This is a genomic window from Streptomyces sp. NPDC057253 (assembly GCF_042669125.1).
Taxonomy (GTDB): Bacteria; Actinomycetota; Actinomycetes; order Streptomycetales; family Streptomycetaceae; genus Streptomyces.
Genome location: NZ_JBHUXV010000005.1, coordinates 147,627 through 173,578, shown reverse-complemented (window position 1 = coordinate 173,578; position 25,952 = coordinate 147,627). Strand labels below are relative to the sequence as shown.

The 25,952-nt window shown below is 71.0% G+C and carries 21 protein-coding genes; 10 read left to right on the top strand and 11 right to left on the bottom strand.

Annotated features, from left to right (window positions below; all coding sequences use genetic code 11):
• Positions 1 to 277 precede the first annotated feature (277 nt).
• Positions 278 to 640 carry a cupin domain-containing protein gene (locus ACFULQ_RS04720; protein ID WP_383538121.1) on the top strand — a complete coding sequence of 121 codons (363 nt, stop codon included), beginning with the start codon at positions 278 to 280 and terminating at the stop codon, positions 638 to 640.
• 55 nt (positions 641 to 695) lie between these two features.
• On the opposite strand, the gene ACFULQ_RS04715 is transcribed toward ACFULQ_RS04720, so the two are convergent.
• From ACFULQ_RS04715 to ACFULQ_RS04695, 5 genes are all read right to left on the bottom strand, one after another.
• Positions 696 to 1,688: an NAD(P)-dependent alcohol dehydrogenase gene (locus tag ACFULQ_RS04715; protein ID WP_383538118.1), complete on the bottom strand. Its 993-nt coding sequence runs from the start codon at positions 1,686 to 1,688 to the stop codon at positions 696 to 698.
• Positions 1,689 to 1,817: 129 nt separating this feature from the next.
• Positions 1,818 to 3,164, bottom strand: coding sequence for a VWA domain-containing protein (locus tag ACFULQ_RS04710; protein WP_383538116.1), 1,347 nt, complete (start codon positions 3,162 to 3,164; stop codon positions 1,818 to 1,820).
• Positions 3,161 to 4,018, bottom strand: a complete 858-nt coding sequence (locus ACFULQ_RS04705) for an AAA family ATPase (RefSeq protein ID WP_383538141.1) — start codon at positions 4,016 to 4,018, stop codon at positions 3,161 to 3,163. Before ACFULQ_RS04705 ends, ACFULQ_RS04710 begins: the two co-directional genes overlap by 4 nt.
• 460 nt (positions 4,019 to 4,478) lie before the next feature.
• Complete coding sequence (locus ACFULQ_RS04700; RefSeq protein WP_383538114.1) at positions 4,479 to 5,792, bottom strand: FtsX-like permease family protein; 1,314 nt, start codon at positions 5,790 to 5,792, stop codon at positions 4,479 to 4,481.
• A gap of 3 nt (positions 5,793 to 5,795) precedes the next feature.
• Positions 5,796 to 6,608, bottom strand: a complete 813-nt coding sequence (locus ACFULQ_RS04695) for an ABC transporter ATP-binding protein (protein ID WP_383538112.1) — start codon at positions 6,606 to 6,608, stop codon at positions 5,796 to 5,798.
• Between the two features lie 144 nt (positions 6,609 to 6,752).
• On the opposite strand from ACFULQ_RS04695, the gene ACFULQ_RS04690 reads away from it, so the two are divergent.
• The 3 genes from ACFULQ_RS04690 to ACFULQ_RS04680 all read left to right on the top strand — a co-directional run bounded on the left by ACFULQ_RS04690 (position 6,753) and on the right by ACFULQ_RS04680 (position 11,400).
• Complete coding sequence (locus tag ACFULQ_RS04690) at positions 6,753 to 7,397, top strand: hypothetical protein (protein ID WP_383538109.1); 645 nt, start codon at positions 6,753 to 6,755, stop codon at positions 7,395 to 7,397.
• A gap of 56 nt (positions 7,398 to 7,453) precedes the next feature.
• The gene (locus tag ACFULQ_RS04685) at positions 7,454 to 8,047 is read left to right on the top strand and encodes a hypothetical protein (RefSeq protein WP_383538106.1); all 594 of its coding nucleotides are present in this window, start codon (positions 7,454 to 7,456) and stop codon (positions 8,045 to 8,047) included.
• Between the two features lie 287 nt (positions 8,048 to 8,334).
• Positions 8,335 to 11,400 (top strand): family 78 glycoside hydrolase catalytic domain, encoded by a 3,066-nt coding sequence (locus tag ACFULQ_RS04680; RefSeq protein ID WP_383538103.1) that lies wholly within the window; start codon positions 8,335 to 8,337, stop codon positions 11,398 to 11,400.
• Here the strand turns inward: ACFULQ_RS04680 and ACFULQ_RS04675 are convergent.
• The 6 genes from ACFULQ_RS04675 to rhaI all read right to left on the bottom strand — a co-directional run bounded on the left by ACFULQ_RS04675 (position 11,373) and on the right by rhaI (position 19,100).
• On the bottom strand, positions 11,373 to 12,029 hold the full coding sequence (locus ACFULQ_RS04675) for a lactate utilization protein C (RefSeq protein ID WP_383538101.1): 657 nt from the start codon (positions 12,027 to 12,029) through the stop codon (positions 11,373 to 11,375). The genes ACFULQ_RS04680 and ACFULQ_RS04675 overlap by 28 nt on opposite strands.
• A complete protein-coding gene (locus ACFULQ_RS04670; RefSeq protein ID WP_383538098.1) occupies positions 12,026 to 13,513 on the bottom strand; it encodes a LutB/LldF family L-lactate oxidation iron-sulfur protein in 1,488 nt (495 codons plus the stop codon). Before ACFULQ_RS04670 ends, ACFULQ_RS04675 begins: the two co-directional genes overlap by 4 nt.
• On the bottom strand, positions 13,510 to 14,265 hold the full coding sequence (locus tag ACFULQ_RS04665; protein ID WP_383538096.1) for a (Fe-S)-binding protein: 756 nt from the start codon (positions 14,263 to 14,265) through the stop codon (positions 13,510 to 13,512). The genes ACFULQ_RS04670 and ACFULQ_RS04665 overlap by 4 nt, the downstream gene beginning before the upstream one ends.
• A 73-nt stretch (positions 14,266 to 14,338) precedes the next feature.
• On the bottom strand, positions 14,339 to 15,790 hold the full coding sequence (locus ACFULQ_RS04660; protein ID WP_383538094.1) for a rhamnulokinase family protein: 1,452 nt from the start codon (positions 15,788 to 15,790) through the stop codon (positions 14,339 to 14,341).
• Complete coding sequence (locus tag ACFULQ_RS04655) at positions 15,787 to 17,826, bottom strand: bifunctional aldolase/short-chain dehydrogenase (RefSeq protein WP_383538091.1); 2,040 nt, start codon at positions 17,824 to 17,826, stop codon at positions 15,787 to 15,789. The genes ACFULQ_RS04660 and ACFULQ_RS04655 overlap by 4 nt, the downstream gene beginning before the upstream one ends.
• Positions 17,827 to 17,939: 113 nt before the next feature.
• The gene (gene rhaI, locus ACFULQ_RS04650) at positions 17,940 to 19,100 is read right to left on the bottom strand and encodes an L-rhamnose isomerase (RefSeq protein ID WP_383538088.1); all 1,161 of its coding nucleotides are present in this window, start codon (positions 19,098 to 19,100) and stop codon (positions 17,940 to 17,942) included.
• Between the two features lie 273 nt (positions 19,101 to 19,373).
• On the opposite strand from rhaI, the gene ACFULQ_RS04645 reads away from it, so the two are divergent.
• From ACFULQ_RS04645 to ACFULQ_RS04620, 6 genes are all read left to right on the top strand, one after another.
• Entirely contained in the window at positions 19,374 to 20,891 is a 1,518-nt protein-coding gene (locus tag ACFULQ_RS04645; protein WP_383538086.1) for a sugar ABC transporter ATP-binding protein, read from the top strand.
• 40 nt (positions 20,892 to 20,931) lie between these two features.
• A complete protein-coding gene (locus ACFULQ_RS04640; protein ID WP_383538083.1) occupies positions 20,932 to 21,972 on the top strand; it encodes an ABC transporter permease in 1,041 nt (346 codons plus the stop codon).
• Positions 21,965 to 22,939, top strand: coding sequence for an ABC transporter permease (locus tag ACFULQ_RS04635; RefSeq protein WP_383538080.1), 975 nt, complete (start codon positions 21,965 to 21,967; stop codon positions 22,937 to 22,939). The genes ACFULQ_RS04640 and ACFULQ_RS04635 overlap by 8 nt, the downstream gene beginning before the upstream one ends.
• A gap of 119 nt (positions 22,940 to 23,058) precedes the next feature.
• The gene (rhaS, locus tag ACFULQ_RS04630; RefSeq protein ID WP_383538078.1) at positions 23,059 to 24,138 is read left to right on the top strand and encodes a rhamnose ABC transporter substrate-binding protein; all 1,080 of its coding nucleotides are present in this window, start codon (positions 23,059 to 23,061) and stop codon (positions 24,136 to 24,138) included.
• Between the two features lie 25 nt (positions 24,139 to 24,163).
• Positions 24,164 to 24,484 (top strand): L-rhamnose mutarotase, encoded by a 321-nt coding sequence (locus tag ACFULQ_RS04625; protein WP_383538075.1) that lies wholly within the window; start codon positions 24,164 to 24,166, stop codon positions 24,482 to 24,484.
• Positions 24,485 to 24,506: 22 nt separating this feature from the next.
• Positions 24,507 to 25,931 (top strand): BNR repeat-containing protein, encoded by a 1,425-nt coding sequence (locus tag ACFULQ_RS04620; protein ID WP_383538072.1) that lies wholly within the window; start codon positions 24,507 to 24,509, stop codon positions 25,929 to 25,931.
• Positions 25,932 to 25,952: the final 21 nt, after the last annotated feature.

Genomic DNA, 25,952 nt, shown 5'->3' with positions numbered 1-25,952 from the left:
GCGCTACACAAGCCCCCACCGAAGCCGAGCGGGCCGCCGCAGGCATCTCAGGGGCGCGGGGAACTGCGCAAAACGCCCGCCCCCACCGAACCCGCACCCCACCACGAACCCGACCCGCCACCCCCACCCGGCACAGCCCGGCGCAGCCGATTGGCGGCCCCGGCTTGACAGGCGGACCATGGAGGCGTGGGACCGGCCCCCGCCGGTGCCGCCCGGGACGGGTGGGAGACGGAGACCGGCCCCGGCCGTACCGACGCGGCCGGAAGGGAGAGCCGTCATGATCGAGGTGAAGACGCTCGACAAGCCGGACGAGCGCCGCGATTTCCCGCGCGGTCACCTGGAGGCGGTCCACATGAGCGGGCTGGACTTCGCCGTGGGCACCTTCGAGCCCGGCTGGCGCTGGTCGGAGTCCGTGGCTCCGATCGCCGGGACGAAGAGCTGCGAGGTCCACCACAACGGCTATGTGGTCCAGGGCCGCATGCACATCCTGATGGACGAGGGCGGCGGCGAGCAGGAAGTGGGCCCCGGGGACGTCTTCGTGGTGTCGCCCGGACATGACGCCTGGGTCGTCGGCGACGAGCAGTGCGTGGTCTACGACTTCGCGGGCGCAATGGCGAGGGACTACGCGAAGGAGAAGTGAGCCTTCCGTCCCGGACCGCTGCCTGGGACCGCTGCCCGGCCCGCTGCCCGGACCGTCAGGGACCGCCCGTCTCCCGCACCGTGACCACGATCTTCGCGCGCGCGTGCTCCACCTCAAGATGCCGGATGGCCTCGGCCGCCTCGCTCAGCGGATACGTCCGCTCGACGGCCGGGGCGATCTTCCCGGCGTCGGTCAGTTCCCGCAGCACCGCGAGGTTCTCCTTGCTGGCCTTCGCCGGGAGCGAGAGCACGCGTTGCCGCACGAAGGGGGAGAGCAGCCGTGCGCGCGCCGTGAGCCACACCGGGCCGAGGAGACTGCCGCCCTCGAACACGCCTCCGCCGGAGAGGACGACGGTGCCCGAGGGAGTCGTGGCGCGCCGCAGGTCGGCCAGTGAGCGGTTGCCCACCAGATCCAGCACGACGTCGTAGCGGCGGCCGGCGCGGGCGAAGTCCTCCCGCGAGTAGTCGACCACGTCGTCGGCGCCGAGCGATCCGACGAGTTCGACGTTGCGGGCGCCGCACACACCGGTCACCTCGGCGCCGTACGCCTTGGCGAGTTGCACGGCGAAGGTGCCCACCCCGCCCGAGGCGCCGTTCACCAGCACCGACTGGCCGGACCTCAGCCCGGCCACGTCCCGCAGCCCGATGAGCGCGGTGTTCGCGGCCAGCGGCATCGCGGCCGCCTGCTCGAAAGTGAGGCCGGCGGGCTTGAGAGCGGTCTCGGTGTCCTTGGCGCACACGAACTCCGCGAAGGTGCCGTCCGCCTCGCCGTACACCTCGTCACCGGGGTGCAGGCCCTTGACCTCGGCGCCGACCGCCTCCACGCGGCCCGCGAAGTCGCGGCCCCGGATCCGCACCTTCGGTGAGCGCGCCCCGAAGAACAGCCGGGCGATCTTGGGGTCGCCGTGCAGGTAGTGCCAGTCGTAGGCGTTCACCGACGCCGCGTGCACCCGCACCAGCACCTCGCCGGCCCCCGGCACCGGCTGCTCGACCTCCCTCAACTCCAGTGTGTCCACCGAGCCGTAGCGGTCCTGGACGACTGCCTTCATGGGACCCCCTCCGTCACTGCGGAGCGTAGGGAAGAGGCCTTGCCCTGACATCGGAAACCGATCTGGTTACCCGGGGGGACGTAGACAAACCGGTCGGTGTCTCGACGCGCGGACCGTGGGACCGGTGGGTCAGATCGGGAGCAGCCGCCCCACCAGCGCGCTGAGCTGGCGGACGTTGCGGCACTCGTGCATCTCCACCAACTCGGCGTACTCGTGGGCGGCCGAGTCGCCGGTGCCCCACTGCGGACGCGCCTCCGGGTTCAACCAGTAGACGCGGCGGGCCCGTTCGGTGAGCTCGCGCACGGCGGGCAGGTTCGGGTCGCTCATGTTGGTGCGGGCGTCGCCGAGGACGAACACCGTGGTGCGCGGGCTCAGTGCGTCCCCGTACCGCGACGCGAACTCTCCCAGCGCGACGCCGTAGTCGCTGCTGCCGTGCCAGCCGGTGAGCGTGGCCTCGGCCCGGATGCGGGCGCCGAGCCCCTCCGGGTCGGCCGCGCCGTGCCGCAGAAGCCCGGTGACCTCGTCGAGCCGGTTGACGAAGGCGAACACCCGCACCTTGCTGAACTGGTCGTGCAGCGCCTGCACCAGCAGCATCGTGAAGTCCGAGAACCCCGACACCGAGCCCGACACATCGCACAGCAGCACCAGTTCGGGCCGGGCCGGCCGGCGCCTGCGCAGGACCGGCTTCATCGGCACCCCGCCCGTCGACAGCGAACCGCGCAGAGTCCGCCGTAGATCGATACTGCCCCGCGCGGCACGACGGCGGCGGGCCGCCAGCCGGGTGGCGAGCTTGCGGGCCAACGGCTGGACCGTGCGCCGGAGTTCGGCCAGCCGGTCCTTCCCGGCGAACAGGAAGTCGACCCGGTCGGTGGTCGGGGCGACCGCGCGGCGCGCGATCTCGTCCCGGTCCCGCCGCTCCGCCACCCGCCGCCGGGCCTCCGCGGCGACCAGGGCGCGGAACGCCTCGATGCGCCGCCGGATCTCGTCCTCCAGCAGCCGGTCCGTGAACCCGGACATGCCCTGCCGGCCCCGCACGTCGTCCCGGACGCGAGCGAGGAGGGTCTGCGGACGCAGCCGGTCGAGGGTCTGGTACGACGACCAGCCGTCCGACTGCGGGGAGTTGCCGTATCCCCCGAAGCCGTCGACGGCCTCCGCCGCGAGGCGGGTCAGCAGGGACTCGTCGTTCGCGGCCAGGGCCCCCGCGAGACGCTCGCGCAGGTTCTCCCGGTCCGCGGGGCCGGTGTCGGGCGCGCCCACGCCCCGCGGGAAGTACAGGTCGAAAATCGGGTCGAACACCGGCCGTTGTGCCGTGCCGTGCAGCAGGGTCGCCGCCAGGCCCTCCCGGAGCCGCTCGCGGTCGGTGAACCCGAGCGCCTCGACCGCCTGGGCCGCGTCCACCGTCTCGCCGGTCCCGATCCGCACGCCGTGCGCGCGCAGGGCACCGACCAGGGAGGTGAGCCGCTCGGCGGTGCTCACACCGCGTCCAGGTCGAGCTTGGCCCCGGCCTTGAGGATGTCGTCCTGGTGCTTGAGGAGCACGCCCAGACTGTCCCGTACGACCGTCTCGTCGAGGTGGTCCGCGCCGAGCGCGAGGAGGGTGCGCGCCCAGTCGATGGTCTCGGCGACCGACGGCACCTTGCGCAGGTCCATGGCCCTGAGCGCCCCCACGACCCGCACCACGGACTTCGCGAGCGTCTCGTCCAGGCCCGGCACCTTCAGCCGTACGATCCGCCGCTCCAGCTCCTCCTCGGGGAACCCGATGTGCAGGAACAGGCAACGGCGGCGCAGGGCCTCGGACAGCTCGCGGCTGGCGTTGGAGGTGAGCACGACGAAGGGGCGGCGGGACGCGGTGATCGTGCCGAGCTCCGGGACCGTCACCTGGAAGTCGCTGAGCACCTCCAGCAGGAGCCCCTCGACCTCCACGTCCGCCTTGTCGGTCTCGTCGATCAGCAGGACCTTGGGCTCGTCGCCGCGGATCGCCGTCAGCAGGGGCCGGGAGAGCAGGAAGTCCTCGCTGAAGATGTCGGTGCGCGTCTCGTCCCAGGTCTCGTCCCGGCCGGCGCTGATCCGCAGCAGCTGTTTCGCGTGGTTCCACTCGTACAGCGCGCGGGACTCGTCCACGCCCTCATAGCACTGGAGCCGGACCAGCCGCGCGTCCGCGACCTCGGCCACCGCCTTGGCCAGCTCCGTCTTGCCGACCCCGGCGGGGCCCTCGACCAGGAGCGGCTTGCCGAGCCGGTCGGCGAGGAAGACGGTGGTGGCGACGGCGGGTGAGGCGAGGTAGCCGGTCTCGGCGAGGCGTGCGGAGACGTCGTCGACGGATGTGAACAGCACGGGGCCTCCAGCGGCGCGAACTCGTTTCCGCCAACTATCTAAGCGCTTGTTCACCGCTTCTGTCACGTGGTCCGATGACCGCGGCTCCCGCCGGGGGGCCACCCGCGACGGCCCGGGGGCTCCACCCGCGGCCCGTCCGGGGATCCACCCGTGACCCGCCCGGGGGCTCCGCCCGCGGTCCGTCCGGGGTTCCACCCGTGACCCGTCCGGGGTCCCGCCCGCGGTCCGTCCGGGGTCCCGCCTGCGGCCCGTCCGGGGGGCCACCCGCGACGGCCCGAAGGGCCACCCGCGGCCCGTCCGGGGATCCACCCGTGACCCGCCTGGGGGCTCCACCCGCGGCCCGTCCGGGGTTCCACCCGCGGCCCGTCCTGGGGGGCCTTCGCACTCCGCCCCGGGGGCCTGCGCCCCCGCCCCTCGGGTGCCACCCGGGACGGGCGGGCCTCACCAGGAGCCCCTTCTAAACAGCACTCCCCACCGCCGCCGCCACCGCCGGCGCGCGCAGCACCCTGTGGGCCGTCGCCAGGGTCGTGCCCAGCGTCGCCGTCGCCGCGACCGCGGCGACCGCCAGCCAGATGCCCGGGCCCTGGTGGGGCAGCAGCGAGTCGGCGCGGACCACGGTGAAGGGGACGATTCCGGCCACCGCCGCCACCGTGCCGAAGAACAGCCCGAAGGCCGTGAGGATCAGCGCCTCCGTGCCCACCGTGCCCAGCACCTGTCCCGGCGTCGCTCCGGCGAGCCGCTGCTGCCCGAACTCGCGAACGCGGTAAGTCGTCGCCGCGTACAGCGAGTTGACCAGCATCACGCAGACGAACACCACGATGATCCCGACGACCGTGAGGTTCAGCGTCTCCAGGTTCTTCGCGTCCACGCTCTTGACCGCGCCCGAGGCCGCCATGGCGTCGCTCTCCACGCCCTGCATGTACAGCGTGGCGACGGACACCGCGGTGAAGAGGATCAGCGACATCAGGATCCCGGAGAGGTGGTCCGCCCGCCGCCGCAGGTTCCGCACGGCCAGCCAGCCGCTCGCACCGGTCAGCGGCAACCGGTCCAGCACGCCCGTCAGCAGCCGGGGCGCCAGCAGCGCGAACCCGACGGACAGCAGGATCGCCCCGTACGCCGGCGTCGCCATGAGCGCCTCGTCCGTCGCCGAGAACGCGAAGGTGGAGGTCGCCGACAGGGCCCCGAGACCGAGAGCGCCGTACGCGAGGACCGTCCGCGCCCGTCCCCGCCGCCGCACCCCGCGGGTGGCCCGCCGTACGGCGAGAAAGGCCGCGCCCGCCGCCGCGACCAGCGTGATGTCGACGCCCGACAACAGCGCCACGGGACCGAAGGAGGGCTGGACGCTCTCCGCGACCTGTCCGCTGTCCTGGAAGGCGTCCAGCAGCGCCCGCCCGCCGAGGACCGCGGGACCGATCGCCGCCACGGCACCCAGCAGGGCGACCGCCACGGCCTCGCCCACGACCATCCGACCGATCTGCCCCGGCGTCGCCCCGGAACTGCGCAGCAGCTCCAACTCACCCGCCCGCTGACGGACGTTGACCGTCATCGTCGAGGCCACGGCGAAGAACACCAGGAGGGTGCCGTAGCCGCCGACCACGCTCGCCGACGTCGTCAGCGTCTGCGAGCTCACCGCGTCGACGCCGGGCCGACTCGCCGTGTCGTACAGCGAGTTGAACGTCATGATGATCCCCGCGCCCAGGAACGCGGCCAGCAGGGTCGCGAGGAACCGTCCGGGCCGCTGCCGTATCGACCGCATCGCCAGCATGAACATCGCTCACACCCCCGCCGTCAGGTCGTCGCCCAGCTGTGCGCGGCGCTCGGCCTCGTCCCCGAGATGCGCGAGCCGCTCGGCGACCGCGTCCGGCGTCGGCGCCTCCATCCGGCCCGCGAGCCTGCCGTCCGCCAGGAACAGCACCGCGTCGGCGTACGAGGCGGCGACCGGGTCGTGGGTCACCATCACCACGGTCCTGCCGTGCACCCGCACCGCCTCCCGCAGCAGCCGCAGCACCTCCCGCGCGCTGCGGGTGTCCAGGGCGCCCGTGGGCTCGTCCGCGAAGATCACGCGAGGATCGGTGACCAGCGCGCGGGCGATCGCGACCCGCTGGCGCTGGCCGCCGGAGAGCTGGTCGGGGCGGTGACCGAGACGGTCCCCGAGCCCGACGGAGGCGAGGACGTCCTCGGCCCGGCGCCGGTCGATCCGGCGGCCCGCGAGTTTCAGCGGCAGCACGGTGTTCTGCGCGACCGTCAGCGTCTCCAGCAGGTTGTACTGCTGGAACACGAAGCCCACCCGGCCGCGCCGGAACCGCGTCAGCTCCGCCTCGCCGCCGCCCGTCAACTCCGTGCCGTCCACCCGTACGATCCCGCTGTCCGGCCGGTCCAGACCGGCCGCGCACTGGAGCAGCGTGGACTTGCCCGACCCCGAAGGGCCCATCACCGCGGTGAAGGTGCCCCGGCCGAGGCTCAGCGTGATCCCGTCCAGGGCGGTCACGGCACTGTCGTCGTTGCCGTACGTCTTGCGGACCTTGACCAGCCGCAGTGCCTCGGCGGCGGGTCCCGGGTCGTGCCTGCGTCGTGAGCCGGTGCGCATCGTCGTCGTCCCCCTTCGTACGGCACCCCGTGTGCCTCGCTCACGAAGCTACGGAGACGGCGGCGCGGGCACATGGGGGGCAGAACCCGTCTTCGGGGGTGTACTCACGGACACCCCTCGGCGCCATGCGGCAGGGTGGTCGCCATGACCGACGGAATAACCTGGCTCGCCGAACCGCAGTCCATCGCCTGGGGCGGCTACAGCGTGGTGATCGCCCCCGACCTGGCGTCCGAGTCACTGGCGCGACGGATCGCCGAGACCACGCACCGACCGTACCGACCCCGTGCCATCGGTGAACTGACCGGCCGTCAGGTGCAGGACCTGATGGAGGGTCTCCACGGCGACGTCCTGGACGGCATCGCCCTGCGGCACGGCGAGCTCGACGAGTGGTCGTACGTCATCAAGTACGGCGGCTGGCAGGGCGAGTTCGGCAGCGGCGACCGGCCGGTCGACCGGGGTGGGCTGCATGTCTTCCAGCTGGAGTACGAGGAGGAGAACGGCAAGCCGGTGCCCCCGACCTTCGCCTACCGCCACGACGGGAACGCGATGTGCGTGTTCAACCTGCACCTGGACGGCTCCTGGGGGCACGGCAGCCCTGAGGGCGATCCCGAGGTGGTCGCCGCGGTCCAGGAGCGGCTGGCGGCCGCCGGACTCCCCGACGACGACCTGGAGCACCGGGTCGTGCACCGGGCCTGTCTGGAGGTGCTCCAGCGCCAGTTCGGCCTCACCCTGCCCCGCGAGCGGATCCTGGAGGACACCCTGCCGACGCTCCTGCTGACCGGCCCCTGACCCTCGTACGGCGGCAGCCCCCGGCGTTGTCAGTGGGGGGCTGTACGTTTCCGGGCATGGGGATCTATCTGGTGAGTGTGGGCGCGCGGGAGTGGTTCGACGCGGACGAGGAGGAGGGCCGGGGGGCCGTCTCCACGGGGTTGAACGAACAGCTGCGCCGCCGGGGGCTGCCGCCGTACGAGTCCGTGCCCGAGGCCGCGGAGCTCGTCCGCGGATCGGGGACGCGGTTCGAGGAGAAGCTGGTGCCGTCCATGCACGGCTTCGTCCAGCTGGCGCAGGCCCAGCTGGCGCCCTCCGAGCCTCAGACCCTGCTCGACTGGACGGTGCTGGTGCCGGTCTCGCTCGATGAGGAGATCGAACTGCCCATCGAGTCCGCCTACTCGGACACCACGGTGATCGCCGGAGCCCCCCAGGTCCTCGGCCTGACGCGTCGGCTGGCCGAGGCGGTGCGACTGCCCCTGGACGAGATACCGGAAGCCTGCGACAACCTGGACCTCACCCTGTGGTTCCTCGAAGGCGACGCGGAGCGGGTGGCAGCCGCCAGACCCGGACCGTGGGCCGCCGACCTGGACACGGCGTTCTACGTGGCGGTGTATCTCCGCGCCGCCCAGCACTCCCTGCGCCGGGGCTGCCCGATCGTCTACACGTGAGCTGTCGTGTCCGGCGGCCGTTCCCAGCTGAGCGGGTGCATCTCCTGCCACGGCCTCTGGAGGGCTTGCTCTCGCCAGGCAGATGACGGCCGACCGGCGGGACGTGCCGGCCACGCGGCCCCGAACCTCGGGTCGTCCACCGCGGGACCCGGCTTTTGCACGGCTCCCATGCGCGCCTGACGAACATTCGCCCGCCCGGCCAGTAGACACATGGGGGCACAGCAGCCAACTCCGACCGCAGACTGGGCTGAATCGACACAACTCCCAGCCGCCGAAGGGACACCCGCATGACCGACGGAGTCGACCGCACCGCCGTCGAGGGCCTCACCGTGGAACACCGCACCACACCGCTCGGCGTGGACGCGGCCCGCCCCAGATTCGGCTGGCGTACCGCCTCCCGGGTGCGCGGCCGCCGCCAGACGGCCTACCGCGTCCTGGTCGCGACCAGCCCCGACCGTCTGACCGCCGGCCGCGTGGACGTCTGGGACAGCGGCCGGGTCGACTCGGCGGACTCGGTGGCCGTGCGCTACGCGGGGCCCCCGCTGAAGGCCTCGACGCGCTACCACTGGACGGTCGAGGTCTGGGACGAGAACGGCCGTCGGCTCCCCGAGGCCCCCACCGCCCGCTTCGAGACCGGTCTGCTCAGCACCGACGGCGTCACCGGCTGGGACGGCGCGCGGTGGATCAGCATGGCGGGCAAGGCCCCGAACAGCCCGGGCGCGCCGCTCCTGAGGAAGCAGACGGCCCTGCACGGCGGCCGCGTGCACGAAGCCCGGCTCTACATCTCCGCGCTCGGCGTGTACGACGCCTACGTCAACGGTCGCCGCGTCACCGTCCCCCAGGACGGCCGCGCCACCCACGAACTCCTCACGCCCGGCTGGACCAACTACGACACCACCGTCAGCTACTTCACGTACGAGGTGACGGGCCTGCTGGCGGACGAACGGCAGGTCACCCTCGCGGCCGTGCTCGGCAACGGCTGGTACAACGGCCGGGTCTCCGAGAACAGCGTCTACTACTCCGCGGACGGCAACCGCCTCGCCCTCAAGGCCAAGCTCCTGATCCGCTACGACGACGGCTCGACCCAGACTGTGGTGACCGCGCCCGGGGACGACTGGCGGGCCACCGACACCGGCCCCTACCGCGCGGACGACCTCTACGACGGCCAGACCTACGACGCCCGCCGGGAACTGCCCGGCTGGACCGCGAACGGCTTCGACGCCTCCGCCTGGTCCGGCGTCGAGGAGCACGACTTCACCACCAGGTTCCCCGGCTCCCGACTCGTCGCCTACCCGGGCGAGTCGGCCCGGCTGGTGCCGCGGTGGGACCGCGGGCCGCGGTCGATCACCGTCCACACGGGCGGAAGCGACTTCGTCCCCGACCCAGCCCGCACGGTCCCCGACCCAGCCCGCACGGTCCCCGACCCCGCCCGAACGGTCCCCGGCCCCGCCCGCACGGTCCCCGGCCCCGCCCGCACGGTCACCGACCCCACGCAGGCCGCCACCGCCACCGCCCTCGTCCCCGTCACCCTGCACCCCGGCGACACCGCCGTCCTCGACTTCGGCCAGAACCTCGTCGGCGTCCCCCGCTACACCCTGCGCGGCCCGGCCGGGGCCCAGGTCTCCTTCGCGCCGGGGGAGATGCTCAACGACGGCAGCGCGGGCGCCGACGGTCCCGAGGGCTCCGTCTACCGGGCGAACCTCCGCACCGCGAAGGCCACCAGCACCTACATCCTCAAGGGCGACCCGCAGGGCGAGACCCACCAGGACTCCCTGACCTTCTACGGCTTCCGCTACCTGTCCGTCACCACGACCGCCACCGTCACCCTCACCGAGGTGACCGCCAGGGTCGCCACCTCCGCCCTCCGGGACATCGGCGACGTCACCACGGACGACCCCGACATCAACCAGCTGATCAGCAACGTGCGGTGGGGCCAGCGGGGCAACTACCTCTGGGTCCCCACCGACTGCCCGCAGCGCGACGAGCGCTGCGGCTGGACCGGAGACACCCAGGTCTTCGCGGGCACCGGCCTCTACAACGCCGATGCGGTCGCCTTCCTGAGCCACTTCCAGGACATCCTGATCGACTCCCAGCGCACCTACGGCGCCGACGGCGCCCAGTTCCCCTGGATTGCGCCCGGCGCCCGCTACAACGAGGCGGTCCCGGCGAGCGGTTGGGCGGACTGCGGGGTCGTCGTGCCCTGGACGGTGTGGCAGATGAGCGGCGACTCCACCATCGTCGACCGCAGTTGGGACGCGATGACGGCCTACATGGACTGGATCCACGCACGCACCGGCGACACCTGTGCCGGCCAGGGAGCGATCTTCGGCGATTGGCTGGCCTTCCAGGTCACCAGCACCCAGCTCGTCAGTGATGCCTACTACGCCTACAGCGCCCGGCTCATGGCGGACATGGCCCGCGCCACCGGCCGCACCGCCGAGACCCACGCCTACGAGGAGCTCTTCGCGCGGATCAAGCAGGCCTTCGTCGCCAAGTACCTGAGCACCGAGGACGGTCGGCTCACGCTGCGGTCCAGCCTCGGCGACCCGCCGCCGTACACCCCCGGGGACAGCCCCACGCAGACCGAGGACGACACCCAGACCGCCCTGCTGTGGACCCTGGAACTCGGCCTGTACGACACCGACGAGCAGCGTCGCCGGCTGGTCGAGCTCCTCGCCCAGAACATCGGCAACTCCGCCGACTACAAGGCGGCCCACCCCGACAGCACCCGCGTCGGCCACGCCGAGAACACCCTGTCCGTCGGCTTCCTCGGCGTCAACGTCCTCGCGCCCGTCCTCACCCAGGAGGGCCAGGTGGAGCTGGCCTACAAGGTGCTGCACCAGGACGCCATGCCGTCCTGGCTGTACTCGGTGCGCAACGGCGCGACGACGGTCTGGGAGCGCTGGAACTCGTACGCGAGGGAGGAGGGCTTCGGGCCGGTCGAGATGAACTCGTTCAACCACTACTCCTACGGCGCGATCATGGAGTGGATGTACGAGAGCATGGCCGGCATCGCCAAGGACCCGGCGCACCCCGGCTTCAAGCACTTCTTCCTGCGGCCCCACCTCGACCCGACCGGCAGGATCACCCGGGTCGACGGCTCGCACCTGTCGCCCTACGGCGAGATCGTCAGCGCCTGGACGGTGAGCGGGAGCCGCTTCACGCACCGGATCGCCGTGCCCGCCAACAGCACCGCGACCCTGCGCATCCCCACGGCCGACCCCGACTCCGTGTGCGAGGGCCGCACCCCCCTGTCACACGTCAGGGGAGTCCGGCACCTCGGCTTCGAGGACGGCGTAGCCTCCTATGAACTGCCCTCCGGGCGCTACGAGGTGACCTCGGCGCTCGTCTGATCCGCCACCAGGACCACCTCCAGGGTGCGCGGACCGTGCACCCCCTCGACCCGGTCCAGCTCGATGTCACTGGTCGCCGAAGGACCGGAGATCCAGGTCAACGGGCGTACCGGGTCGAGGCGTTCGAGTCCCTGCGGCACCGAGGAGACGACCTGGTCCGGGGCCCGTACGACACAGATGTGATGGTCGGGCACGAGTGTGATGCGGCGGCGGCCCTGGTCGGGCGAGCCGTCCAGCACGATCGTGCCGGTCTCCGCGATGGCCACCGCGCACGCCGTGACCACGCTGTCGACGCGGTCCAGCTCGTCGGGGGTGCTCTCCACCCGGTCCGGCACCTGCTCGGCCGCGGTCTCCGCGAGCCAGGACGGCTCCAGTCCCGGCGGCACGAGCACCGTCTTCGCGCCCCTGGCGCCAAGCACCCCGGCGAGGGTGGCCGGGAGGTCGGCCGTCGTGCAGCGGTGCACGATCGCCCGGTAGTCGGCAAGGTTCTCGGCCAGCAGCTCCACGGTCTCCTCGACGCTCCGGGAGCCGTGTTCGCGCAGATAGGCCCGCTCGATCGGGGCGTCCTCACCCGAGACGTCGGCCAGCGCGCGCCGCACCCGGCCCAGGATCCGCTCCCTGCTGCTCACTTCGAGCCCCCCTTCTCGGACGTGCCGCCGCCGGTCCGCTGCCACCAGTCGCGGAACGGCTCCGCGGGTACGGCCGGCAGCTCCCGCGTGCCGCTCCACGCCTTGCCGGGACCCGGCAGGCTCCGCGGATGCAGCCGCCGGGTGCGGGAGGCCGCCCGCTGGCCGGTGCGCAGGACACCGGGGTGGGCGAACGCCCAGCGGGCCGCCCGCATCGCCGCCCGCTCGGCCGCGTGCCCCTTGGCGGGCTTGAGGACCACCTTGTTGCCCTCGCGGACCACGGGACCGCCCTGGACGACCCGCTCCCGCAGGTGCACCAGGACCTCCGGGATGTCGATGGCGACCGGGCAGACCTCGTAGCAGGCCCCGCACAGCGAGGAGGCGTACGGCAGCGAGGCGTCGATCTCGCTCTGCGTGCCCCGGAGTTGGGGGCTGAGGATCGCGCCGATAGGACCCGGGTAGACCGAGCCGTAGGCGTGCCCGCCGGCCCGCTCGTACACCGGGCAGACGTTCAGACAGGCCGAGCAGCGGATGCAGCGCAGCGCCTGGCGGCCGACCTCGTCGGCGAGGGTGTCGGAGCGGCCGTTGTCGAGCAGGACGAGGTGGAAGGTCTGAGGGCCGTCCTCGTCGGTGGTGCCGGTCCACGTGGACGTGTACGGGTTCATGCGCTCGGCGGTCGAGGAGCGCGGGAGGGTCTGGAGGAAGACCTCCAGGTCCTGCCAGGTCGGCACGATCTTCTCGATGCCGACGACCGAGATCAGCGTCTCCGGCAGGGTCAGACACATCCGCCCGTTGCCCTCGGACTCCACGACCACCAGGGTGCCGGTGTCGGCGACCATGAAGTTGGCGCCGGAGATGCCGACCTTGGCCCGCAGGAACTTCTCCCGCAGGTGCAGCCGTGCCGCCTCCGCCAGCTCGGCGGGCGTGTCGGTGAGCCCCTCGGGCGCCGGGCGGCCCCACTCGCTCATCTCGCGCTCGAAGATGTCCCGGATCTCGCCCCGGTTGCGGTGGATGGCCGGGACGAGAATGTGCGAGGGGCGGTCCTTGCCCAACTGCACGATCAGCTCGGCGAGATCGGTCTCGTAGGCCCGGATGCCCGCGGCCTCCAGGGCTTCGTTGAGCCCGATCTCCTGCGTGGCCATCGACTTGACCTTCACGACCTCCGACTCGCCGGTCATCCTGACGAGTTGGGTCACGATGTCGTTGGCCTCGTCGGCGTCGGCGGCCCAGTGGACGGTGCCGCCCGCCGCCACGACCGACTCCTCCAACTGCACGAGGTAGCGGTCGAGATGGCGCAGCGTGTGGTCCTTGATCCGCTTGCCCGCCTCGCGCAGCTCCGCCCAGTCGGAGACCTCGGTGACGGCCTTCGCCCGCTTGGCACGGATGGTGTGCGTGGCGTGCCGCAGATTGCCGCGCAGCGTCTTGTTGGCCACGGCCTCGTGCGCCGCCTCGGGGAAGGCCGGCATTCCTACGAACGTCCCGCTCATACGGCCGGTTCCTCCTCCGTGCTCGCCAGGATCTCCGCGATGTGCACGGGCCGCATGTCCGACTCCAGCCGGCCCATCGTGCCCCCGATGTGCATCAGACAGGAGTTGTCGGCCGCGCACAGCACCTCCGCGCCCGTCGACTCGGCGTTGCGCACCTTGTCCACGCCCATCGCCGCCGAGACATCGGAGTTCTTGAGCGCGAAGGTGCCACCGAAGCCACAGCACTCGTCGGCTCCCGGCAGCTCCTTCAGCTCCAGCCCCTTGACCGCCTGGAGCAGCCGCCGGGGCCGGTCCCCGAGCCCGAGGCCGCGCAGCCCGTGACAGGTCGGGTGGTAGGTCACCGGGTGCGGGTAGTACGCCCCGACGTCGGTCACTCCCAGCACGTCCACCAGGAACTCCGTGAGCTCGTACGTCTTCGGCACCACCGGTGCCAGGGTGGCCGCGAGGCTCTCCCCGCGCCCCTCGGCCCGGGCCCGCTCACCCATCCGCGGATACAGCTCCCGCACCATCGCCCCGCACGAGCCGGACGGCGTGACGATCGCCTCGTAGTCCCGGAAGACATCGGAGAAATGCCGGGCCAGCGGCTCCGCCTCATGGCGGTAGCCGGTGTTGTAGTGGGCCTGACCGCAGCAGGTCTGCGCCATCGGGAAGTCGACGTCGACGCCCAGCCTGGTCAGCAGTTTCACCACGGCGCGCCCGGTATCCGGATACAGCGTGTCGTTGACACAGGTCAGGAACAGGGCGACACGCATCGCGGCTCCTTGGGGGTCGATCATCGGATGGGTGCAGCGTAGTCCGGGGGCGAGGCGCAGGGGAGACCTGGGGTCAGTCCCGGGCGAGCCGGGCCTGCGCCTCGCGCCAGCGCGCGGGGTCGCCCCGGGGCTCGTACCGGGTCAGCGGCTGGGTCCGGGTGAGCAGCGCGCGCCCGCCCGCGAGGTCGCCCACGAGCCCGTGGGCCCGCGACTGGACCAGGACGTTGCCGAGCGCGGCCGCCTCGGTCGGTCCCGCCACCACGGGCAGCCCGCAGGCGTCGGCGGTCAGCTGGCACAGCAGGGCGTTGCGGGTACCGCCCCCGACGACGTGCACGACGTCCACGGGATGGTCGGCCAACCGCTGCGCGTCCTCGACGGCCTTGCGGTGGGCAAGGGCCAGGGAGTCGAGGATGCAGCGCGTGATCTCGCCGGGCGAGACGGGCACCGGCTGCCCCGAGGCACGGCACGCCTCGGCGATCCGCTCCGGCATCCGCCCCGGAGGGAGGAAGACCGGATCGGAGGCGTCCACCACCGACCGCAGCGCCGGCACCTTCGCCGCCTCCCGCAGCAGCTCGCCCAGATCCGGGTCGCCCCAGGCCCGCACGCACTCCTGGAGCAGCCACAGCCCCATGATGTTCCGCAGATAGCGGACCGTGCCGTCCAGCCCCAGCTCGTTGGTGAAGTTGGCCGCCCGGCTCTCCTCGGTCAGCACCGGCGCGTCCAGTTCGAGGCCCGCCAGGGACCAGGTGCCGGTGCAGATGTAGGCGAACCGCTCACCGGACGCGGGCACGGCGGCCACCGCGGAGGCGGTGTCGTGCGAGCCGACGGCGGTGACCGGCACGGGCCCTGCCAGCCCGGTCTCCTCCAGCACCTCGGGCCGCAGCAGACCGGCCGGATCGCCGGGTTGCCGCAGCGGCGCGAACAACTCCAGGTCGATGCCCAGCCGTTGCGCGATGTCGTACGACCATGCGCGCGTCCGGGGATCGATCAGCTGGGTCGTCGAGGCGTTGGTCAGCTCGGTGCCCTGCTCGCCGGTGAGCCAGTAGGTGAGCAGGTCGGGGATGAGCAACAGCCGTTCGGCACCGGAGAGTCGGTCGGCGACGAGCTGGTACAGGGTGTTGAAGGGCGCGTACTGGAGCCCGGTCGCCGCGTACAGCTCGGACGCGGGCACGGTCGCCCATACCTTCTCCGCGACGCCTTCGGTCCGGGAGTCGCGGTAATGCACGGGGTTGCCCAGCAGTTTGCCGTCCGCGTCGAGCAGTCCGTAGTCCACGGCCCAGCTGTCGATCCCGACGGAGTCGAGTCCTCCACCGCAGTGGGCACCGGCGGCTCTGAGCCCGTCCAGGACACCGCCGTAGAGGGAGAGGATGTCCCAGCGCAGCCCCTCGGGCAGCCGCACGGGCCGGTTCGCGAACCGGTGGGCCTCGGTCAGCTCCAGGCTGTCGGGGCCGACGCGGCCGACCATGACACGTCCGCTGGACGCGCCGAGGTCGACCGCGGCGTACGACTTCACGGACGCGCTCATCGCAGGAAGGCGGCCGCGACACCGGCGTCGACCGGGACGTGCAGGCCGGTGGTGTGGGTCAACTCCCCGCCCGTCAGCGCGAACACGGCGTTCGCCACGTGCTCGGGGAGCACCTCGCGCTTGAGGATGGTCCGCTGGGCGTAGAACTCGCCGAGCTTCTCCTCCTCCACGCCGTACACGGCCGCCCGCTGGGCACCCCAGCCACCGGCGAAGATGCCGGAGCCGCGCACCACACCGTCGGGGTTGACGCCGTTGACGCGAATGCCGTGCTCGCCCAACTCGGCCGCGAGCAACCGGACTTGATGGGCCTGGTCGGCCTTGGTGGCGGAGTAGGCGATGTTGTTGGGGCCGGCGAACACGGCGTTCTTGGAGGCGATGTAGACGATGTCGCCGCCCAGCTTCTGCGCGATCATCACCCGGGCCGCCTCACGGGAGACCAGGAAGGAACCGCGCGCCATGATGTCGTGCTGGAGGTCCCAGTCCTTGGCGGAGGTCTCCAGGAGCGGCTTGGAGATGGAGATACCGGCGTTGTTGACCACCAGGTCCACCCCGCCGAATGCCAGCACGGCGGCCTTGAAGGCACCGGCGATCTGCTCCTCGTCGGTCACGTCCACGGTCACGGCGACGGCCTTGTCGGACCCGCCGAGCTCCTCGGCCACGGCGGCGGCGTTCTCGCCGTTGAGATCGGCGACCACGACACACGCGCCCTCGGCGACCAGCCGCTCGGCGATGGCCTTGCCGATACCGCTGCCGGCACCGGTGACCAGCGCGACCCGCGTCGCGAGCGGCTTGGGCTTCGGCATCCGCTGGAGCTTGGCCTCCTCCAGCGCCCAGTACTCGATGCGGAACTTCTCGGACTCCTCGATCGGCGCGTACGACGAGACGGCCTCGGCGCCCCGCATCACGTTGATCGCGTTGACGTAGAACTCACCGGCGACCCGGGCGGTCTGCTTGTCCTTGCCGAAGGAGAACATCCCGACCCCCGGGATCAGCGCGATCGCCGGATCGGCGCCGCGCATGGCGGGGGAGTCGGGCAGGGCATGCCGCCGGTAGTAGGCGGCGTACTCCTCGCGGTACTCGGCGTGCAGTTCGCCGAGCCGCGCGACGGCCTCCTCCAGCGGAGCCGTCGGCGGCAGGTCGAGGACCAGGGGCCGGACCTTGGTGCGCAGGAAGTGGTCGGGGCAGGAGGTGCCGAGCGCGGCGAGCCGCGGGTGCTCGGCCCGGGCCAGGAACTCCAGCACCGGCGCGGAGTCGTTGAAGTGCCCGACCTGCGGCTTGTCCTGGGAGGCGAGCGCGCGGACGTACGGCGCGAGCGCGGCGGCCCGCTCCTTCCGCTCGGCCTCGCCGAGCGCGCCGTACCCCTCGATGACGGGCCCGAAGGGCTCGGCCTCGCCGCGCTCCTCGAGGAACCTCTCGGCGGTCCGGATGATGTGCAGCGAGTTCTTCTCGCACTCCTCGGCGGTGTCACCCCAGGCGGTGATCCCGTGTCCGCCCAGGACCACGCCGATGGCCTGCGGGTTGGCGGCCTTGATGGCGGCGATGTCCAGCCCCAGCTGGAACCCGGGCCGCCGCCACGGCACCCAGGCCACGGTGTCCCCGAAACACTCGGCGGTCAGCTTCTCCCCGTCGGCCGCACAGGCGAGAGCGATACCGGAATCAGGATGCAGATGATCGACATGAGCGGCCTCGACGAGCCCGTGCATGGCGGTGTCGATGGAGGGAGCCGCCCCGCCCTTCCCGTGCAGGCAGTAATCGAACGCGGCGACCATCTCGTCCTCGCGCTCGACACCCGGATACACGTCGACGAGCGCCCGCATCCGATCCAGCCGCAACACGGCCAGCCCCGCCTCGGTGAGCGTCCCGAGATCACCCCCGGACCCCTTGACCCACATCAGCTCCACATCACCCCCGGTGACGGGATCGACATCAGTGCCCTTGGCGGACGCGTTGCCACCGGCGTAGTTGGTGTTGCGGGGGTCGGAGCCCAGCCGATGCGAGCGGGCCAAGAGGGCGGCGGCTTCGGGGTGGAGTGCCATGAACGTCAGTCCTTCTTGAAAGAGGGGGGAGATTTCCTACCTAGGGGCGCGGGGAACTGCGCGACCAGCCACACACGGCCCGCACCCCGCAGACGACAGATCCAGGCAGACGCTCACGCCCCCCACCCAGCCTGTTCCCCACCAACCCGCGAGGCCACGATCTTCTCGGCCCACCCGGACCGCTTGTACGCAGCGATCGGATCGGCGTCCAACCCCATCTCTTCCCGCACCTCGGAAAGAAGAGGCCGCACATCGGTGTTGTACGCGTCCATCAGCACCGCGTTCGCCTCGAGAACGTCGCCGGAAGCCTGCGCGTCGGCCAGAGCGACGCGGTCGACCAGCAGAGCCTTCGCGGTGGCTTCCTGCACGTTCATCACGGACCGAATGATCGCCGGAATCTTCGCCTCGATGTTGTGGCACTGGTCGAGCATGAAGGCGACGTCCGGCGTGAAGCCACCGCCCCGGATGACCTCGTACATGATCCGGAACAGCTGGAACGGATCAGCCGCGCCCACCATGAGGTCGTCGTCCGCGTAGAACCGCGAGTTGAAGTCGAACCCGCCGAGCTTCCCCTCCCGCAGCAGCGTGGCGACGATGAACTCGATGTTGGTGCCGGGCGCGTGGTGCCCGGTGTCCACGACCACCTGCGCCTTGGGCCCGAGCTTCAGACAGTGCGCGTACGCCGTCCCCCAGTCCGGCACGTCGGTCGAGTAGAAGGCCGGCTCGAAGAACTTGTACTCCAGCAGCATGCGCTGCCCGTCGCCCAGACGGTCGTACACCTCGGCGAGCCCCTCCGCGAGCCGGTCCTGCCGCGCGCGGATGTCGTCCTGACCGGGATAGTTCGTGCCGTCGGCGAACCACAGCTTGAGGTCCGTGGAGCCCGTGGCGTCCATGATGTCGACGCACTCCAGCAGATGGTCGAGAGCCTTCCGCCGTACGGCCGCCTCCGGATGGCAGATGCTGCCCAGCTTGTAGTCGTCGTCCTGGAAGGTGTTGGAGTTGATGGCGCCCAGCTTCACGCCCCGCTCCTCGGCGAACTTAGCCAGCGCGGCGTAGTCCTCGACCTTGTCCCACGGGATGTGCAGCGCGACGGTCGGGGCCACCCCGGTGAACGCGTGCACCTGGGCCGCGTCCTCCAGTTTCTCCTGCGGGGTACGCGGCACGCCCTGCTGGGCGAACACCTTGAAGCGGGTCCCCGAGTTCCCGTACGCCCACGACGGCGTCTCGACGGCCTGGGTCCTGAGCGCGGCCTTCACCGCGGCGAGCTCGGTCACTTGAGGGCTCCTGTGACGTCGGGTCCGAAGGGCTGTGTGAACTGCTTCCCTATGAAACGATTCAAGACGGGAAAGTATGAGGCCCTCGGGGAGGTGTCAACCCCTGCGACCAAGGCTGTTGCCCGTGACCCTGCCGTGACCTGAGTCCATCGAAACTTTTTCGACACGAACCCATTGACGTGACATGCGCTCCATGTCTAACGTCCCGGCAACCAAGTTGAAACCTTTCACGACGCTGTGAGGGCCTCCCGCCGGCGTCGTCGAGGAGCCCCCATGACCCACCCGTCCACCACGGGTCCGGCCCCGGTACTCGCGCTCAAGGACATCTCGAAGTCCTTCGGCGCGGTCCGCGCCCTGCGGGACGTCTCCCTGGAGCTGTTTCCCGGGGAGGTACACGCTCTCGCCGGCGAGAACGGCGCGGGCAAGTCGACCCTCATCAAGACCCTCGCAGGAGTGCACCGACCGGACACCGGCCAGGTACTGCTCGACGGCGAGCCGGTCGTCTTCCACGGCCCCGGTGACGCCCGCGACGCCGGTATCGCCGTGATCTACCAGGAGCCCACGCTCTTTCCCGACCTCTCGATCGCCGAGAACATCTTCATGGGCCGTCAGCCCCGGCGTGCCCTCGGCCGGATCGACCACAAGGCCACGCACGCCGCGACCCTCGCGCTGATGCAGCGCCTCGGCGTCGACCTCGACCCCGACCGCCCGGCACGCGGCCTGTCCATCGCCGACCAGCAGATCGTCGAGATCGCCAAGGCGCTGTCCTTCGAGGCCCGCGTCCTGATCATGGACGAGCCCACGGCGGCTCTGACCGGCAGTGAGGTGGCCCGCCTCTTCGGCGTGGTCAAGACGCTGCGCGAGCAGGGCGCCGCGGTGCTGTTCATCTCCCACCGACTGGAGGAGATCTTCCAGATCTGCCGGCGGGTCACCACCCTGCGCGACGGCGCCTGGATCTCCAGCGAGCCGATCGAGGGCATGACCGAGGACGACCTCGTCCGCCGCATGGTCGGCCGCGACCTGGAGGAGCTCTACCCCAAGCAGGACGTACGGCCCGGAGAGGTCGCGCTCACCGTGAGCCGGCTGACCCGGGAGGGCGTCTTCACCGATGTCTCGTTCGAGGTCAGGCGCGGCGAGATCGTAGGACTTGCGGGACTCGTCGGAGCGGGCCGTACCGAAGTCGCCCGGGCGGTGTTCGGCATCGACCGCTGGGACGCCGGAGAGGTCTCCGTGGGCGGCAGGGCGCTGGTCAACGGCGCCCCCTCCACCGCGATGGCCGCCGGGCTCGCCCTGGTCCCCGAGGACCGGCGCGCCCAGGGCCTGGTGATGGACATGTCCATCGAGCGCAACATCGGCCTCACCGGCCTGCGCACCACCGTGAAGGCCGGCCTGATGGACCGCGGCGCCGAGCGCAGCCGCTCCCTCGACTGGGCCGTCAAGCTCCAGGTGAAGTACGCCCGGATCGCCGACACCGTGAACACGCTGTCGGGCGGCAACCAGCAGAAGGTCGTCCTCGCCAAGTGGCTGGCCACCGGCCCCAAGGTGCTCATCGTCGACGAGCCGACCCGGGGCATCGACGTCGGCACCAAGGCCGAGGTGCACCGGCTGCTCAGCGAGCTGGCCGCCGACGGGGTGGCCATCTTGATGATCTCCTCCGACCTGCCCGAGATCCTCGGCATGGCCGACCGCGTGCTGGTGATGCACGAGGGCCGGCTGACCGCCGAGATCTTGCGCTCCGACGCCACCGAGGAAACCGTGATGGCCGCAGCCACCGGGAGGGCCGCCGCATGAAGCCCGCCCAGACGCCCCCTGCCCCCCGGAGGGCCGCCGCATGACGGTGACGACTCCCAACCCGGCGCCCGTGACCGACGTGCCCAAGTCCAGCGGCACCCGTCTGGTCGACCGCGTCTTCAGGATGCGCGAACTCGCCATCCTGGTCGTCTTCCTGGCGATGATCGTCGTCACCCAGATCGGGAACAGCGACTTCCTCACCGAGCAGGGCATCAAGGACCTGCTGCTGAACGCCACGATCCTGGTCCTGGTCGCCACCGGACAGTCGCTGGTCGTCATCACCAGGAACGTCGACCTCTCGGTCGGCTCCACCCTCGGCATCAGCGCCTTCGCCGCCGGCACCTACCTCCAGGGCGGCGGAAACCCCGTCGTGGCCGTGGTCCTGGCGGTCCTGATGGGCATCGGCTTCGGCCTGCTCAACGGCCTCCTCGTGAGCCTCGGTCAGGTCCCCGCGCTGGTGGTGACCCTGGGCACGCTCTACATCATCCGGGGCATCGACTCCATCTGGGTCGGCTCCCGCCAGATCACGGCGGCCGACCTCCCGGACGGGTTCGTGAACTTCGGCTCCGGCGGCGTCTCCGCGGTGCCCTGGCTGGCCCTGATCGCGCTCGCGGTGCTGGTCGCCACCGCCTACTACCTCAAGCACTTCGGCAGCGGACGCGAGCTCTACGCGCTCGGCTCCAACCCCGAGGCCGCCCGGCTCGCCGGCATCCCGGTGCGCAAGCGGATCCTGGCCGCGTACACCTTCTGCGGCGCCCTCGCCGGCCTCGCCGGGGCGATGTACCTGGCCCGGTTCGGCAACGTCGACTCCGGGACCGGCACCGGCTACGAACTGACCGTCGTCAGCGCGGTCGTGGTCGGCGGTGTCGTCTTCACCGGCGGCTCCGGCAGCGTCTACGGCGCGGCCCTCGGTGCTCTGCTGCTGACCTCGATCAACAGTGTGCTGCCCGCCCTCGGCGTCAGCTCGGTCTGGGTGCTCGCCATCAACGGCATCCTGCTCATCCTCGCCATCGCGGTCGACCGGGTCGTCGCGCTGCGCGTGGCCTCCGCCCTGAAGAAGAGGAACGCCCGCCATGCCTGAGTCCCTCAGCCGCGCGATCCGGTGGGATACGGTCGTCGGCGCGCTCCTGATCGTCGTCCTGCTGCTGTCCTTCGGCACGGTCGACGGCTTCGGCAACGCGCTGAACCTGTCGTTCCTGATCGGCAACACCCTGCCGATCGCTCTGATGGCCCTGCCGATGACCCTGCTCGTGGTCTCCGGCGAGATCGACCTCTCGGTCGCCTCCACCGCCGGCCTGTCCGGCGCGGTGATGGGCGCCCTGTGGAACCAGGGCCTGACGATCGAGATGATCATCCCGATCTGCCTGGTCCTCGGCGTGGTGTGCGGCCTGGTCAACGGCCTGCTCGTCACCCGGCTCGGCCTGCCCTCCCTCGCCGTCACCATCGGCACCCTCGCCGCCTACCGGGGCATCGCGCAGATCGTGCTCGGCTCCGACGCGGTGACCGACTTCCCTACGCAGTACCTGGACTTCGCGGCCGGGCGGATCGGGGACACCTTCCTGCCGCAGGCCTTCATCCCCTTCCTGGTCCTGTTCGCGATCGCCGTGGTCGTCCTGCACGCGACGCCGTTCGGCCGGTCCACGTTCGCGACCGGTGCCAGCGAGGAGGCCGCCCGGTTCGCCGGCGTCCGGGTCAAGCGCCAGAAGCTGATCCTGTTCACGGTGACGGGCCTCATGGCCTCGCTCACCGGCGTCTTCTGGGCGCTGCACTACGCGTCCGCTCGGTATGACAACGCGACCGGGCTCGAACTGTCCGTCATCGCGGCGGTGTTGCTCGGTGGTATCGACTTCGACGGCGGCAAGGGGACGCTCGGCGGCGCCATCGCGGGAGTCTTCCTCCTCGGCACGCTCCAGAACGTGATGAGCCTCCAGGACGTCTCGGCGCAGTCGCAGATCGTCGTCACCGGTGTACTTCTCGTCCTGTCCGTACTAGGCCCCAGGGTCGCGCGCCAGATCGCGGTGGCGAGGGCGGCACGCTCCACCGGATAGGCCGTATCTCGGCTGCCGGTCCGCCGTGGCTGGTCGCGCCCACGCGGCGGAGCCGCATACCGACACAGCCCCGCGCCCCGAAGTACTTCAACTCACCCTTCTTCCAAAGGAACCCCGCCATGCGTAAGTCTTCGCTCCGCCGTGCCTGCGCAGCCCTCGCCGCCGGTACCTCGCTCGCCCTCGCCCTGACCGCCTGTGGCGGCACCACCAAGAAGGACGTGGAGAACGAGGGCGCCTCCGCGGCCACCACCGCCAAGGCCGACCCGAACGCGGCCACCAAGAAGGGCCTGACCGTCGGCTTCCTGCCCAAGCAGGTCAACAACCCGTACTTCACCTCCGCCGACAAGGGCGGCGAGACGGCCCTGACCGAGCTTGGCTCGAAGTACAAGGAGGTCGGTCCCTCCAGCGCCACCGACACCGCGGGCCAGGTCTCCTACGTCAACACGCTCACCCAGCAGCAGGTGAACGCGATGGCCGTGTCCGCGCAGGACCCGGGCGCCCTGTGCACCGCGCTCAAGCAGGCCATGAAGAACGACATCAAGGTCGTCACGTACGACTCCGACACCAAGCCGGACTGCCGCAACGCCTTCGTCTCGCAGGCCTCCGCCGAGGACCTCGGCCGCACCGAGGTGCAGCTGCTCGCCGAGCAGATCGGCTACAAGGGCGAGATCGCGATCCTGTCCGCCGCGCAGACCGCGACGAACCAGAACACCTGGATCGACTTCATGAAGGACGAGCTGAAGCAGGACAAGTACAAGAACATCAAGCTCGTCAAGGTCGCGTACGGCAACGACGACGCCCAGCAGTCCTTCCAGCAGACCCAGGGCCTGCTCCAGGAGTACCCGAACCTGAAGGGGATCATCTCCCCGACCACGGTGGGCATCAAGGCCGCCGCCCAGTACCTCTCCGGCTCCAAGTACAAGGGCAAGGTCAAGCTGACCGGCCTCGGCACCCCCAACGACATGCGCAAGTACGTCAAGAACGGCACCGTCGAGGCGTTCGAGCTGTGGGACCCGGCGAAGCTCGGCGCGCTGGCCGCCCAGACCGCCGTGGCCCTGGTCTCCGGCCAGATCACCGGCAAGGAGGGCGAGACCTTCAAGGCCGGCGAGACGACGTACACCATCGGCAAGGACGGCGTGATCAACCTCGGCAAGCCGACCGTGTTCGACGCCAAGAACATCGACCAGTTCAACTTCTGATCTCCCCCTGAAGGAGCGGTACTGCATGCAGCGCGTCTGTTTCCTCCTCAAGGTCCGTGAGGACCGGATCGCCGAGTACCGCGAACGTCACGCCGCCGTGTGGCCGGAGATGCTTCAGGCACTCTCGGCCACCGGCTGGCACAACTACTCGCTCTTCCTGCGCGACGACGGCCTGCTCGTCGGCTACCTGGAGACCGAGGACTTCGAGGCCGCCAAGGCCGGTATGGAAGCCACCGACGTCAACGCCCGCTGGCAGGCCGAGATGGGCGAGTTCTTCGAGTCCCTCGACGGAGCCCGCCCCGACGAGGCGATGAAACCGCTCACCGAGGTGTTCCACCTCGCCTGACCCCCCATCAGGAGCCGCACGGATGAAGAGACGTACGCTGCTGGGCGCCGCCCTGACCGGAGCCGTCATGACCCCCGCCCTTGCCTCAGGAACCGCCCGCGCCGCCGACCCGGGTCCCTCCGTCACCCGCACCGGCACCACCACGCTCGACACCCAGGCGATCTTCTTCGTCTCCTACGACGGCCTGGTGAACAACAACTCGTTCCAGAAGAACGGCCTGTTGACCTACAAGGGCTACCAGTACGCGGTCTGGTACACCGCCGACAGGAACGCCGTCGTCGGCCGTCGCGTCCTGGGCTCCGGCACCTGGTCCACCGTCCAGGTCGGTCACACCCTCAAGACCAGCGACTCCCACAACGTCATCTCCATGGGCGTCTCCACAGTGGACGGCCGCCTCCACCTCAACATGGACTCGCACAGCGACGGCTTCACCTACGTCAAGTCGGTCGCCGGACTCATGGACAACCCGTCCGCACTGAGCTGGACCGCCGCCCGCTTCGGCGCACCCCGGTCCACCCTGGACGGCCTCGCCCTCACCTCGCAGTTCACCTACCCGCAGTTCGTCTCCACCCCCGACGGCAGGCTCCAGCTCAGCTACCGCGTCGCGATATCCGGCAACGGCCGCAACGCCCTCGCCGAGTACGACGGTTCGACCTGGACCGACCTCGGGGAGTGGTCCAGCGCCACCGGCACCTACACCAGCGAGCACGGCTCCTCCACGGCCCGCAACATGTACCTGCACGGCATCGACTACGACCGGAACGGCCGGCTGCACTCCTTCTTCACCTGGCGCGAGCAGAACGGCGCCGTGATGTGCTCCTCCGGCGGCATCACCAACCACGACACCGGCTACGTCTACTCCGACGACCGCGGCCGCACCTGGCGCAACAACGCCGGGACCGTCGTCGGCACCACCGGCGGCTCCGACAAGGTCGCCGTCACCGACGCCGGCCTGGTGATCGACGCGCTCAACCCGGACCACTCCCTGATGAACCAGGAGAGCCAGTTCACGGACTCCGCGGGCCTCCCGCACGCGATCATCAGCTACGTCCCCGGCCGCTTCGGCCAGTGCACCACCAACTACGTCGCCGACCGCACCGCGAACGGCCGCGCCTTCCACGTCCGCAAGACCTCCACGGGCACCTGGCAGAAGACCGAGATCCCGGTCGTGCTCGGCTCCAGCCAGCGCACCAAGCTGGTCCTGGACAAGTACGACAACGCCTACGCGATCTTCCCGTTCGGCCGGATCGCCGGCGCCTCCAAGGCCTCCGGACACACCGACTGGACGATCCTTTTCGACGGCAGCGGCCTGAACGCCTTCGGCGAGGTCGTGATCGACGAGACGCGGATCGCCCGGGACAACGTGCTGTCGTTCATGTACCAGGAGAAGTCGAGCGGTACGACCCCCTCGGCGCTCCACGTCGTGGACTTCGCCCTGCCCGCCTGATCGCACCCTGTGTGGGGGCGG